This window comes from Flavobacterium sp. P21 (genome assembly GCF_050632225.1).
In the GTDB taxonomy this organism is placed as follows: domain Bacteria; phylum Bacteroidota; class Bacteroidia; order Flavobacteriales; family Flavobacteriaceae; genus Flavobacterium.
The window spans coordinates 488,848-501,379 of the sequence record NZ_CP192585.1 but is presented as its reverse complement, the minus strand read 5'-3'; the positions used below and the strand labels follow the sequence as shown (position 1 = coordinate 501,379).

Below are 12,532 nucleotides of genomic sequence, written 5' to 3'. Positions count from 1 at the left end.
ATTTTTTTCTTAAAAAGAATAAAAACCCGCCAGCACCAAACTAAACCGACGGATTTTTATTAAAACAAATCAACCAAATTCATTCTAAAAATTTAAGAAAGGCACTTATGGCGATGCCAATAAATTTTATTACTAATTACTAGATGCGATTTTTTTGAAATGGTTGCGTCGATTTTTAATATTTTTTAAAAGAAAAACCCGGAAGTTTAAATACTTCCGGGTTTTTGAAAATATAAATCTGTATTATGCAGATTTTGAAAGATTTATGCGTTTGCTAATTCTTTCATATGTTCTTTAATTTTAGCCTCTAATTCGTCAGCTAATTCTGGATTATCTTTAATTAGAGCTTTAACGGCATCACGTCCTTGACCTAATTTTGTATCGCCATAGCTAAACCATGATCCTGCTTTTTTAACGATATCGAATTCAACAGCAAGATCAAGAATTTCTCCAGTTTTAGAAACACCTTCACCGTACATAATGTCGAATTCTGCAGTTTTAAATGGCGGAGCAACTTTGTTTTTAACGATCTTAACTTTAGTTCTATTTCCAATAACGTTTTCACCGTCTTTGATTTGAGCAGAACGACGAATATCTAAACGTACAGAAGCGTAGAATTTCAATGCGTTACCACCCGTTGTCGTTTCAGGATTTCCAAACATAACCCCAATTTTTTCACGCAACTGGTTAATGAAGAAAACCGTACAGTTTGTCTTGCTGATAGTTCCAGTAAGTTTTCTTAAAGCTTGCGACATCAAACGTGCGTGAAGACCCATTTTTGAATCTCCCATTTCGCCTTCAATTTCGCTTTTTGGAGTCAAAGCCGCAACCGAGTCAATTACCACAATATCAATTGCTCCAGAACGAATCAAGTTTTCAGCAATTTCTAATGCTTGCTCTCCATTGTCTGGTTGTGAAATGATTAAGTTTTCAATATCTACGCCTAATTTTTCAGCATAATTTCTGTCAAAAGCATGCTCTGCATCAATAAAAGCGGCAATTCCGCCTGCTTTTTGTGCTTCAGCAATTGCATGCAACGTCAAAGTAGTCTTACCAGACGATTCTGGACCGTATATTTCAATAATTCTACCTTTTGGGTATCCATTTACCCCAAGCGCTAAATCAACGCCAAGTGAGCCAGAAGAAATCGTTTCTACTTCCACAATGGCTCTATCGCCCATTTTCATTACGGTTCCTTTTCCGTAGGTTTTGTCAAGTTTATCAAGCGTTAATTGTAGCGCTTTTAATTTGGCTTCTTTGTCTGAACTCATATCTTTTTAAATTATCTTAATTTTTTTTGGGCTTTCAGAACAGTACTAAAAAATAAGAAATAACTTTCTTATTGCTGTTTAACTGAATTTGTGAATTGCAAAACTAGTTCTTTTTTTGGAGTTTAGTTGCTCCAAATTGTTCCAAATTGTCACAAATTTGATTACAAAAACAAAGCTTTTAATTCTGTTGCTTCTGATGGTTTCATTTTTCCTGCAAGCACTAAACTCAGCTGTTTACGGCGTAAAGCCGCATCAAAACGTTGAATTTCAAGTTCGGTTTCTGGTACAATTGCTGGCACTTCAACTGGTCGTCCGGTATCATCAACAGCGACAAAAGTGTAAATTGCTTCGTTTGCTTTTGTTCTGCTTCCAGATTCGCGGTCTTCAACCCAAACGTCAATGTAAACTTCCATCGAGCTTTTGAAAGATCTTGAAACTTTAGCTTCGACTGTAACAACGCTTCCTAGCGAAATTGCTCTATTGAAAGCAACGTGATTTACAGAAGCTGTAACTACAATTCGGCGTGAGTGCCTGCGTGCCGCAATACTTGCCGCACGATCCATTCGGGCAAGCAATTCGCCACCAAAAAGATTGTTTAAAGGATTTGTTTCGCTCGGTAAAACTAAATCAGTTAAAATAGTTATAGATTCTGAAGGATGTTTTGAATTCATTTTTTGTAAAATTATAATTAAGCGCGCTGATTAATTCAGCCAATAAACAGCCATAACAGCTGGTATAAAATAGATTACAATGGTTCTTGCACCATCGTAATCCTTTGCAAGTCTTTGTCCGAAAAGCATCATCAATAAACAGATGCATGAAAAAATTGCACCATAAAAACCAAATTCGCGGCCACTGTTCAATGCGATTTGAATGGCACCAACAACAGATAAAATCCCTGAAATTAATTCAAGAATAAGTAAATGCATGAGCGCTAAAGGGACTTGGTTTTTTAATGGTGTTTTGGCAAAATGTTCTTTAAGCCAGTTTACATTATCTTTCCAATAAAAAATCTTTTCATAGCCTGATTGTAAAAACGTTATGGCTAAAAATGCTAATAATAAAATAGAGGCAACATTGTTCATTTGAGGACTATTTTTTGTGGATTAAACGAGTCAGTTTTATGGATAAATCGGTTAGGATTATTTTTGCATTTCCGTTTCTTTCAATGTGATACATTGCATCTGAAAGCTCTTTGAAAATTTCGTGAATATTGTTTCCGTTTACAAAAGGCGCAAAATTTTCAAGTTTGAATTTGTCCACTTTTGGTTCGATGTAAACTAAGCTCGGAGTTTGATAATTCAACAATAAAGCCTGACGAAACATTTCGATGCAAAATTGGATGAATTTTTTCTGGCTTTCGCGTCCAAGGCCTGCAATTTCTTCACTCCAAGAAATCAAATCCTGAATTGCGGCGGCATTTCCTTTAGCTCTAAAAGCGACTCGAACCCAGTTTACAAACCATTGTTCGAAAGGATATTCCGAGTCATCTTCTTTTAGCAAATGCATTGCTTTGTTGAAATTTCCTTGTGCCTGATGCGCAATTTTTTTGGCTAAATTCGAATCAATATTTTCGCGTGAAACTAAAGCGTCTGCAATTACTTTTTCTGGAAGTCCATTAAAATGAATTACCTGACAACGAGAGCGAATGGTTTGGATAATATCTTCTTCATTTTCAGAAATTAGAAGGAAAATGGTTTTGTCTGAAGGTTCTTCAAGAAGTTTTAAAAGTTTGTTTGAAGCCGCAATATTCATTTTATCAGCCATCCAAATGATCATGATTTTGTAACCACCTTCATATGATTTCAGCGAAAGCGACTTTAAAACTTCCTGAGCATCTTCGACCCTAATTTCGCCCTGTTTATTTTGAACGCCTAGAATTTTGTACCAGTCAAATAATCCTCCGTAAGGCATTTCTTGAACAAATGTTCGCCAATCCTGAATAAAATCTAGACTTTTGGGTTTGGTTTTTACATCTTCGGTCGTTACTGTCGGATAAATGAAATGAAGATCTGGATGTGAAATATTTTGAAATTTCAAATTGCAGGAATCATTTCCATTTTCGTTTTCGTTACCCGTATTGTTGCACAAAATATACTGCGCATAAGCGATTGCGGTTGACAAAGTACCGCTTCCTTCTGGCCCAACAAATAATTGCGCATGCGGAATTCGTCCTGAAGATGCACTTTTTATCAAGTGACTTTTGATATAATCTTGACCTAAAATTTGAGAAAATTGCATGAAGCAAAGATATAAGAAAATGATGTAGGCAAAAATTTTAGATTAAAAGATTCTCGGTTGTATTTAGATGCAAAAATTTGGCGTGATTTTTTTTATTAAAAATACGTTTGTGTCAATTTAATTTTGTTAATAAATTAGTTCACGCTAGCAGATATGAAGACTTTTTTGTTAATATTTTTTTGCCAAAAACGGTAAACGTAACGTTTTTTTGGCTATTTATAGATATAAAACTATTAAATTTTATAGCTTTTATCTTACGGTTTTGATTTTAACAAATTTAACAAAACACTCGTTAAAACGCACATTTTCTCGACATACGACTGGTTTTTAAGGTTTTTTTAAGTTTTTTTTTTGAAAAAAGAAATCAATAAAGTTGCGATTTAAGTTAATTTATATATTTTTGTTTGCATGAACAACCAATTATAAATCGAATCTATGAAAGGGAAAATTATTTTATTAAGTACACTTTTTTCTTGACAACTGCGGCTGTTTCAGCGCAGGCAAAAAATGCTCCAAGAAGTATCATTAGTACAACAGCTCTTATCAGAAAATACCATGATCAAAAAGAACTGAGTGGTATGCAAAAAGGAGAACTTTTGGAATTATACATTGAGCGTATTAAAGTTTTAGTGAAAACCCTTCCGTACATTGCTTTGGTTACAAAACCAGGAGTTACCATGGCCGATTTAGGTATTCCAGACGATAGTGAGCACAAAAAAGTATTAGATGCGCAAGCAGTTGGTACTACAACTTTCTTGGACACAACTGTTGATTTCCAAAGAAAAATGATGCCTTACTCTGATAAAGGAAACTTGATCGCGGCGATTTTATTTTACGAAAGCACATTGAAATCATTACACGAGTTCAACGATTTGAACGAAATGTAATAAAAAAATATTTTTAAAACCTCTTTTAATTTGTTTACGTAGATGATTTAGATTTTCGAAAAACATTAAGAGAGTAATAAAAATTAACTCGTTCTCGATGTGTTCTGATTATTTCAGAAAAATCGAGATGAGTTTTTTCATTTACGCATACCCAAATTTATTATTAACCCTAATACCCCCTTATCATGAAAAAAATTACTCAAATGATCTGCGTTCTTTTGACAGTTACTAGTATGAGTGCTCAGCAAGAGAAAGGAATTATGGGCTACAACAATTGGTTGAATAACTGGACCGAATTTAAGCCTAACAAAGTAGAGTATGGAGAAGCAAATCAAATTTTAGCAGGAAACATTTCTGTTAATACTAAATTGCTGAAGAGGAATGTATATGTTTTGCAAGGCAACGTTTATGTTACAAACAATGCAGTATTAACAATTGAACCAGGAACTTTAATTATTGGTGATTTCGAAACTAAAGGAACATTGGTAGTTACAAAAGGTGCACAAATTATTGCTGATGGTTTAGAAACTGATCCAATCGTATTTACTTCAAACAGAAGCCAGAAAAAAGCTGGTGACTGGGGAGGAGTTGTACTTCTTGGTGATGCGCCAATCAATAAATTTGGAGGTGTTGGTTCTTACAACATGGATTTAGATCCAAGTTTAACTACTTATGGTGGTGATAACGTAAACGGAAATTCAGGCGTTTTAAGATTTGTTAGAATCGAATTCGCAGGAAAAAAGTTAAAGGTGTAGATACTTTCAATGGTTTGACTGTTGCTGGTGTTGGTGCTAAAACTATTTTAGATAACGTTATGGTAAGCTACTCTGGAGGTGACTCATTTGCTTTCTTTGGAGGTGATGTAAATGCTACTAAATTAGTTTCTTACAAATCAATCAACGACGATTATAAATTTACTCAAGGTGTTCAATGTCGTTTATTCAACTCATTGGCAGTTAGATCATCTTATTTATCTTCTAACAAAGATGGATCTCGTTGTATGGAGGTAAAATCGTTCGAGAAGAAAAGCGAAACAGATTTTACTAAAAAACAAACTCTTGTTGTTGCAACAAATATTACAATGTTAAATGACAGTGAGAACATTAAAGCTGATATTCAGGCAGGTTTAGTAAAAGAGGCAATTTATGTTGCTGAAACTGCATCTCTTGAAATGAAGCGTAGTGTAATCTCTGGATTTAACCCGGCCGTTTTGCTAGACAGTAAAACTGAAATCAATGATGCCAACCTTAAAAAAATCAAATTTGAGGAAATGTACTTCAACTTATGTAACGGAAATATCTTTACAGAGTACAATACAAACAATGAAGATTTAGAGGGCTGGTATGGAAACCCTGTGTTCTTTAACGTTTACTCACAAAGTGACAACAAAGAAACTTTCATTGATATTTCGAATCCTAAGAAACCAGATTTCAGATTACAATTAGGAAAAATTACAGCATCTAGCGGAAAATAGATAAGTTTCGATTTTTATTTCAGAGCGTAAATTTTATTAATAAAGTCCCCAGACACAATTTATGTTAGTCTCGTAAAGGACCAAATAAAGATCAAGACATAATGGCCCCATCTATAAAAAAATATTTTATTTATATTATATTTTTGGTTTCGCCTATAGCGACTTTAAATGCACAAAGTAAATCAGAAAACACTATTGTTTCTGCTGATACTAATGGCATTGCACTGGCGTGTAATAACAACCAAAAAACCGAAACGGCTGATACAACAGTGATCAGCAAATTAGAGAATTCTAATCAGTTAGCAGTGGAGCTATCCATCCCCAAGGATAGCTTTGCTATAGCTAGTGATGTGAACGATCAAAAAACTTCAGAGTGCAAAGAAAATTCATCAATTACAGCTTCTTATTCTGTTCTTGCGAAGGACATTATCGAGAACTATAAATATGATTTTTCTGAAACATTCATTGATATCTTGTTTTTTGAAAATATAGACTTAGCAAGAACAAGAACTATATGATTCAGAAAACTACGCTATCTGTAATCCGTTTTATCCTTTTTTTAGTATTTTTTTAGGTACTAAAACAAATAGCTATGCCCAAACAATAGTCCCACAACAACTTGGTTATCCAAGAATTTGTGCTGGACTTATTGTTGATGGCAAGCCTTTTAATGAATATAACGCAACTTTTAGCTATGTTGATTTTCCTGCTGGAACTACTTTTGAAATACAGCTTTCAGATGAATTAGGAAGTTTTACAACTCCAACTGCAACTACAAAGATTGGAACACCAATTGATAACCCAACGCTACAGCAACAGACTATTAAATTTGCAATCCCAACTGATTTAAAGGGTTCAAATACATATAGCATGCGCGTAATAAGCAGTACAGGAAAAACAAGTTTAGGTTTTAAAAATTCACAAGGCGTAACTAGTTTTCCTATTTACTACAGAACATATGTTGAGACATTCTTTATCAATGATAAAGTTGCAACAGCGACATATTGTACGGGAGGAAACTTGACTTTAGAGATTTATAACCCAACACCTGCCGATGTGCCTTCGTCTCCAGCTAATTACCCAAATCTTAAATACAAATGGTTTAAAGATGATGTTGCAATTGCAGGACAAAGCGGTAAAACGTTATCAGTAAACACACCAGGTGTTTATTATGCACAAATTGATTATGGAGGATGTAATGATGAGAATTTTGCCTCAAATCGAGTTACAGTTTCATCATCGGCTTCAGGATCTTCAGTGACTATTAGTTCTAGTTTAGGAAACCCATTTTGTTCAAACGGAACAGGAACTACTTTGACTGCAACAGCTGGAAACAAATATCAGTGGAAAAAGAATGGAGCTGTAATTACAGGCGCAACAAACAGAAGCTATACTACAAACGAAGCCGCAATTTATACCGTTGATGTTGATTTTGGTGGTTGTACTGCTACAGGAACAATCGATCTTAAAGGAAACAATTTTAATGCTTCGTTGAATGTCCCAGAAGAAAATGAAATTGAATCTGGAGGTTCTTTAAGCGTTACTGTTACAACAAATGCAGTTAACCCAACCTACCAATGGTTTTTAGGAAATACTGCAATCGCGGGTGCTACTGCAAATACATATTTAGTTTCAAGTCCAGGAGATTATAAAGTAAAAATAAGTCAGGCAAGCGGATGTACAGTTGAGAAAGAATTACCGTTCAAAGTTACTATCGAAGGTGAAATACCATCGGTAGAAAAAATACCAAATATTATAAGTGTTAGTGCGGCATATCCATATAATTTTTGGAATATCCCAAACGAATACAAAAACCAAGAATCTAGTGTAAAAATAATTAGTTCAAACGGTGACTTGGTTCTTGATGTTGTCAACTATCAAGGCGATTGGCCCCCGTCTGGATCAATTGATATTAAAAATGTAAATCCAGTTTATTACTATGTCATTCATTCCCAGACAGGTGAAAAGAAAGGATCAATAACCCTGATAAAATAAAATGAAGAAAATCCTACTATTCATAACTTTATTTTACGGTTTTTCAAATGTACTCTATTCTCAAGATACTAAATCTGAGGATGGAGTTGTTTCGTTTTCTTTACCTATCAGAAATTCTTTAAAGTTCAATAGATATTTAATTAACCCAACTTTCAGCTTTGTACGTGAATCAAACCCTTATGTAAGTTTTTACAATAAAAGACAATGGGTTTCATTTGATGATGCTCCCAATACGTATTTATTTGGTTATTCTGGCCGTTTCAGAGAGAATGAAGCTTTTGCTTTTGGATTATTTCAACAAAATTATGGTGTCTTTACCGTATTTGGAGGAGTAGCCAACTTTGCCCATAATATCGTTTTGCAAGAAGACAGCAATTTGACATTTGGTCTTAACGTTGGTGCTTACCAAAGTGGTTTAAACAAAGGCAAAATCATTTCAAATGATCCAAATCTTCCAATAGATAACATTCCATCAAATACATTGCTTACAGTAAATCCTGGTATTAACTACGGTACTGCATTTCTTGATTTTGGTTTATCGATAAACAATTTAGTTCTATATAATTTTGGATCTGGAATGGTAAAAGATGATCCAGAAAGAGCCATCGAATTGCATGGTATGTACACTGGCTATATCGACAGCTACGGTTTTTTTGACAGAAGCAAATTTTCTGGAATAGTAAAAACCGAAATCAAAAAAGATAAAACAATTTTATCAGGACTTGCGATGATTGCGATTCCGCAAGGAGTTTGGGCACAAGTAGGTTATAATACTCTGTACGGGGTTTCAGCAGGTTTAGGAGCGAATATTTCACCAAGTATTTCTATCGAATATAATTATGAACGAGGTTTTGGGAATTTTACCAATTTAGGAGGTTCTCATGAATTTGCAATTGCTTATAGATTCAAAAGCAGAAATTACTATTATGGTGATGATGACGAAGGTTCTCTTATCGATCCTTCTAAGCCAAAACCTGTAATGGCTAAAAAGACTACATCAGCTCCTGTTACAAGAGTAGATGGTGCTGAAAAAGCAAGATTAGCGACAGAAGCAAAAGCGATTGCTGATGCTGAAGCTAAACAAGCAAGACTAGCGGCGGCTGAAAAAGCAAAAGCAGATGCTGAAGCGACAACAAAAGCAAAATTAGAAGCAGATAATAAAGCTAAGGCTGACGCTGAAGCATTGAAACTTAAATTAGCCGCAGAAGCAAAAGCAAAAGCTGATGCTCAGCAGCGGCAACAAGAGCACAAACTGCAACAGCAAATAGAGCGGTTGCTCGCAACACAAAAAACACAAGCCCAGTTGGCCGCTGATAAAGCAAGAGCCGATGCGGAGGCACGTAGAATACAATTAGTCGCCGACAATAAAGCACGTGTTGATGCAACTGCGTATCGCAAGAGCGCAAGCAACGGCAAATAAACCAGGAGCAACAGCATCAAAAACACAAGCTCAATTAGCGACTGATAAAGCTAAGGCAGATGCCGAAGCAATGAAATTGAAATTAGCGGCCGATGCTAAAGCCAAAGCTGATGCTGAAGCGGCAAAAGCAAAAGCGGCGACGACAAAACCAGCAGAGCCACAAAAAACAGCGGCACAATTAGCGGCTGATAAAGCCAAAGCTGATGCAGAGGCGAGCAGCAAAAGCAAAACTAGCGGCAGACGCAAAAGCAAAAGCAGACGCCGAAGCATTGAAAATTAAGTTGGCGACCGATGCAAAAGCAAAAGCAGATGCGGCTGAAGCGAAGAAAAAGCCGATGCAAAAGCGAAAGCTGAGGCGACAGACTTACAATCTATTTTGGCGACTGATGCAAAAGCAAAAGCAGACTCAGATGCATATCAAGCTAGATTAGCGGCTGAAGCAAAAGCAAAAGCAACATGCAGAAGCGAAAACTAAAGCGGCTATTGATGCCGCAAATAAAGCCAAAGCGACAGCGGCTCTTAAAGCAAAACAAGCTGAAGAAGCGAGCATTAAAAGAAAAATTAGCGACTGATGCAAAAGCTAAAGCCGATGCAGAGGCAAGACAAGCATTGATTGCGGCAGAAGCAAAAGCAAAAGCTGATGCGGAAGCATTGAAGATAAAACAAGCGACTGATAAGGCGAAAGCTGAAGAAGAGGCAAAACAAGCAAAATTAGCGGCTGATGCAAAAGCAAAAGCTGACGCTGAAGCACAACAAGCAAAATTAGCGGCTGATGCTAAAGCCAAGGCCGATGCAGAAGCTCAAGCTAAACTTGCCGCAGATGCCAAAGCTAAGGCTGATATGGAAGCATTACAGGCAAAATTAATTGCTGATGCAAGAGTTAAAGCTGACGCGGAAGCTACAGCAAAAGCAAAAGCTGATGCGGAGGCAAAACAATTAAAAGAAGCTGAAGAAGCACGTCAGGCTAAATTAGCGGCAGATGCAAAAGCTAAAGCTGATGCAGAAGCTCTTAAAGCGAAACAAGTCGCTGAAGCAAAAGCAAAAGCAGATGAAGAGGCTCGTCAGGCACAATTGGCGACCGAAGCAAAAGCGAAAGCCGATGCAGAAGCACTTCAAGCGAAATTAGTTGCTGATGCAAAAGCCAAAGCAGATGCAGAAGCTAAGGCAAAACAAGCCGCTGAAGAAAAAGCTAGAGTAGAAGAAGAAGCTCGTCAAGCGAAATTAGTCGCCGATGCAAAAGCAAAAGCCGATGCAGAAGCGCTTCAAGCAAAACTTGCCGCAGATGCAAAAGCGAAAGCTGACGCAGAAGCTCTACAAGCAAAACAAGTCGCTGAAGAAAAAGCTAGAGTAGAAGAAGAAGCTCGTCAAGCGAAATTAGTCGCCGATGCAAAAGCAAAAGCCGATGCAGAAGCACTTCAAGCTAAACTTGTAGCAGATGCAAAAGCAAAAGCGGATATGGAAGCATTACAAGCTAAATTGCTTGCTGATGCAAAAGTTAAAGCAGACGCTGAAGCTACAGCAAAAGCAAAAGCTGATGCTGAAGCAAAACAATTAAAGGAGGCAGAAGAGGCTCGTCAAGCGAAATTGGCGGCTGATGCGAAAGCAAAAGCTGATGCAGAAGCAAAAGCGAAAGCTGAAGAGGAGGCTCGTCAAGCGAAATTAGCGACCGACGCGAAAGCCAAAGCTGATGCAGAAGCATTGAAATTGAAACTTGCCGCAGAAGCAAAAGCCAAAGCTGACGCAGAAGCTCTACAAGCAAAACAAGCGACTGAAGAGAAAGCTAGAGTTGAAGAAGAAGCTCGTCAAGCGAAATTAGTCGCCGATGCAAAAGCCAAAGCTGACGCTGAAGCTTTACAAGCAAAACAAGCGACTGAAGAGAAAGCTAGAGTTGAAGAAGAAGCTCGTCAAGCGAAATTAGCGGCCGACGCGAAAGCAAAAGCTGATGCAGAAGCATTGAAATTGAAACTTGCTCGCTGACGCAAAAGCTAAAGCTGACGCAGAAGCTCTACAAGCAAAACAAGCAACTGAAGAGAAAGCTAGAGTTGAAGAAGAAGCCCGTCAAGCGAAATTAGTCGCCGACGCGAAAGCAAAAGCTGATGCAGAAGCATTGAAATTGAAACTTGCGACAGATGCCAAAGCCAAAGCTGATGCCGAAGCACTTCAAGCAAAATTAGCGACTGATGCAAAAGCAAAAGCCGATGCAGAAGCTCTTAAAGCGAAACAAGATGCTGAAGAAAAAGCTAGAATTGAAGAAGAGGCTCGCCAAGCGAAATTAGCGGCAGATGCAAAAGCAAAAGCCGATGCAGAGGCGACGGCAAGAAGCGTACCGCGACTCAAAAAGACGAAACAGCAAAAGCGATAGATAACTTAACAGAATCTCTAGAAGCATCGAGTAAAAATCAAAGTGATTTATTGGCGCAGTTTAATGCAACAGTTGCCAACAAACAAAAAGATTTGAACGACTTAAGAGAGGAAAATGATTTAAGTGAAAAAGGTATTTATAGAGAACCAAAACCTTTCAAGAGTGTAGCAACGAGAAAACAGTCAATTAGAAGCTTTAAAAGCAAATATTGCTGAAGCAAACAGACTTCAAAAAGATGAGATAGCTAAGCTGACGAATTTATACAATGAAAGGCTTAAAAAGGTTCCGAATAAAAATGATGCTTTAAACAGAGCTTATTTAGAAAAGATAAATCAATTGAAAGCGGCGCAATTGAAAATGGAAGAAGACAGCGCAGACTTTATTAGCGAATTTAGAGCGAATTAAAGCAGAAACTGAAATCGAGAAAAAACGTAGAATTAAACGTCTTGCTTACGAAAATGATCAAGGAAGATATAACCAAGACCTAGCGGCTCTTAAACGTATTAAGGAAACTACTAAAATTAGCAGTACGCCTTTAACAGCAAGTGATTTTGATTTTGGTGAAGACCAGTCAAATATGCAGATCATCAAGAATATTAAAAATTCTGAAAGTGGATATTATATGATTCTTGCCGTTCATAGCAGTGTTGAAAAACGTGATGAGTTCTTAACCAAAGCAGTTGCGACAGGACGTTCAGACATTAATTTCTTCTATAATATAGCGACAAGTAAATATTATATCTATTACGAGAAATTTGAAGGGTTACAAGAAGCGACTAAAGCATTAGAGGCAAAAGGAAGCAAACCTTACAACGGCAAATTAGCCATCGTAAAAGTGGAGAATTAATAATAGAGATGAAAAATTAAGCACCTTAAATTTTT

13 protein-coding genes and 2 pseudogenes are annotated in these 12,532 nt (G+C 36.8%); 10 read left to right on the top strand and 5 right to left on the bottom strand.

Annotated features, from left to right (window positions below):
* Positions 1–263: 263 nt before the first annotated feature.
* The 4 genes from recA to ACQ9BO_RS02390 form a co-directional block, all read right to left on the bottom strand.
* Complete coding sequence (recA, locus tag ACQ9BO_RS02405; protein WP_026727347.1) at positions 264–1,271, bottom strand: recombinase RecA; 1,008 nt, start codon at positions 1,269–1,271, stop codon at positions 264–266.
* Positions 1,272–1,432: 161 nt separating this feature from the next.
* Positions 1,433–1,942, bottom strand: coding sequence for an acyl-CoA thioesterase (locus ACQ9BO_RS02400; protein WP_132988280.1), 510 nt, complete (start codon positions 1,940–1,942; stop codon positions 1,433–1,435).
* Between the two features lie 30 nt (positions 1,943–1,972).
* Positions 1,973–2,356, bottom strand: coding sequence for a DoxX family protein (locus ACQ9BO_RS02395; RefSeq protein WP_431243501.1), 384 nt, complete (start codon positions 2,354–2,356; stop codon positions 1,973–1,975).
* 7 nt (positions 2,357–2,363) lie between these two features.
* Entirely contained in the window at positions 2,364–3,512 is a 1,149-nt protein-coding gene (locus tag ACQ9BO_RS02390) for an ATP-binding protein (protein WP_431243500.1), read from the bottom strand.
* A 435-nt stretch (positions 3,513–3,947) separates the two neighbouring features.
* Between ACQ9BO_RS02390 and ACQ9BO_RS02385 the strand changes: the two are divergent.
* From ACQ9BO_RS02385 to ACQ9BO_RS02375, 3 genes and pseudogenes are all read left to right on the top strand, one after another.
* A pseudogene (locus ACQ9BO_RS02385) lies at positions 3,948–4,399 on the top strand (hypothetical protein).
* 185 nt (positions 4,400–4,584) lie between these two features.
* Positions 4,585–5,873: pseudogene (locus tag ACQ9BO_RS02380) on the top strand (hypothetical protein).
* Positions 5,874–5,974: 101 nt separating this feature from the next.
* On the top strand, positions 5,975–6,391 hold the full coding sequence (locus ACQ9BO_RS02375; RefSeq protein ID WP_431243499.1) for a hypothetical protein: 417 nt from the start codon (positions 5,975–5,977) through the stop codon (positions 6,389–6,391).
* 174 nt (positions 6,392–6,565) lie between these two features.
* Here ACQ9BO_RS02375 and ACQ9BO_RS02370 read toward each other — a convergent pair whose 3' ends face one another.
* The gene (locus tag ACQ9BO_RS02370; protein ID WP_431243498.1) at positions 6,566–6,745 is read right to left on the bottom strand and encodes a hypothetical protein; all 180 of its coding nucleotides are present in this window, start codon (positions 6,743–6,745) and stop codon (positions 6,566–6,568) included.
* Between ACQ9BO_RS02370 and ACQ9BO_RS02365 the strand changes: the two genes are divergently transcribed.
* The 7 genes from ACQ9BO_RS02365 (at position 6,744) to ACQ9BO_RS02335 (ending at position 12,497) form a co-directional block, all read left to right on the top strand.
* Complete coding sequence (locus ACQ9BO_RS02365; protein WP_431243497.1) at positions 6,744–7,868, top strand: gliding motility protein SprC; 1,125 nt, start codon at positions 6,744–6,746, stop codon at positions 7,866–7,868. The two genes, ACQ9BO_RS02370 and ACQ9BO_RS02365, sit on opposite strands and share 2 nt — an antisense overlap.
* Position 7,869: 1 nt before the next feature.
* Entirely contained in the window at positions 7,870–9,288 is a 1,419-nt protein-coding gene (locus ACQ9BO_RS02360) for a PorP/SprF family type IX secretion system membrane protein (RefSeq protein ID WP_431243496.1), read from the top strand.
* Positions 9,248–9,568 carry a hypothetical protein gene (locus ACQ9BO_RS02355; RefSeq protein WP_431243495.1) on the top strand — a complete coding sequence of 107 codons (321 nt, stop codon included), beginning with the start codon at positions 9,248–9,250 and terminating at the stop codon, positions 9,566–9,568. Before ACQ9BO_RS02360 ends, ACQ9BO_RS02355 begins: the two co-directional genes overlap by 41 nt.
* 206 nt (positions 9,569–9,774) lie before the next feature.
* A complete protein-coding gene (locus tag ACQ9BO_RS02350; RefSeq protein WP_431243494.1) occupies positions 9,775–11,265 on the top strand; it encodes a hypothetical protein in 1,491 nt (496 codons plus the stop codon).
* The gene (locus ACQ9BO_RS02345) at positions 11,255–11,650 is read left to right on the top strand and encodes a hypothetical protein (protein ID WP_431243493.1); all 396 of its coding nucleotides are present in this window, start codon (positions 11,255–11,257) and stop codon (positions 11,648–11,650) included. Before ACQ9BO_RS02350 ends, ACQ9BO_RS02345 begins: the two co-directional genes overlap by 11 nt.
* A gap of 50 nt (positions 11,651–11,700) precedes the next feature.
* On the top strand, positions 11,701–11,865 hold the full coding sequence (locus ACQ9BO_RS02340; RefSeq protein WP_431243492.1) for a hypothetical protein: 165 nt from the start codon (positions 11,701–11,703) through the stop codon (positions 11,863–11,865).
* 362 nt (positions 11,866–12,227) lie between these two features.
* Positions 12,228–12,497 carry a hypothetical protein gene (locus tag ACQ9BO_RS02335; protein WP_431243491.1) on the top strand — a complete coding sequence of 90 codons (270 nt, stop codon included), beginning with the start codon at positions 12,228–12,230 and terminating at the stop codon, positions 12,495–12,497.
* Positions 12,498–12,532 lie beyond the last annotated feature (35 nt).

Coding starts and splice junctions, on each gene's coding strand:
- ACQ9BO_RS02390 (WP_431243500.1), bottom strand. CDS start 3,512: ATGCAATTTTCTCAAATTTTAGGTCAAGATTATATCAAAAGTCACTTG.
- ACQ9BO_RS02395 (WP_431243501.1), bottom strand. CDS start 2,356: ATGAACAATGTTGCCTCTATTTTATTATTAGCATTTTTAGCCATAACG.
- ACQ9BO_RS02400 (WP_132988280.1), bottom strand. CDS start 1,942: ATGAATTCAAAACATCCTTCAGAATCTATAACTATTTTAACTGATTTA.
- ACQ9BO_RS02360 (WP_431243496.1), top strand. CDS start 7,870: ATGAAGAAAATCCTACTATTCATAACTTTATTTTACGGTTTTTCAAAT.
- ACQ9BO_RS02375 (WP_431243499.1), top strand. CDS start 5,975: ATGGCCCCATCTATAAAAAAATATTTTATTTATATTATATTTTTGGTT.
- ACQ9BO_RS02350 (WP_431243494.1), top strand. CDS start 9,775: ATGCCGCAAATAAAGCCAAAGCGACAGCGGCTCTTAAAGCAAAACAAG.
- ACQ9BO_RS02355 (WP_431243495.1), top strand. CDS start 9,248: ATGCAACTGCGTATCGCAAGAGCGCAAGCAACGGCAAATAAACCAGGA.
- ACQ9BO_RS02335 (WP_431243491.1), top strand. CDS start 12,228: ATGCAGATCATCAAGAATATTAAAAATTCTGAAAGTGGATATTATATG.
- recA (WP_026727347.1), bottom strand. CDS start 1,271: ATGAGTTCAGACAAAGAAGCCAAATTAAAAGCGCTACAATTAACGCTT.
- ACQ9BO_RS02365 (WP_431243497.1), top strand. CDS start 6,744: ATGCGCGTAATAAGCAGTACAGGAAAAACAAGTTTAGGTTTTAAAAAT.
- ACQ9BO_RS02370 (WP_431243498.1), bottom strand. CDS start 6,745: ATGCTATATGTATTTGAACCCTTTAAATCAGTTGGGATTGCAAATTTA.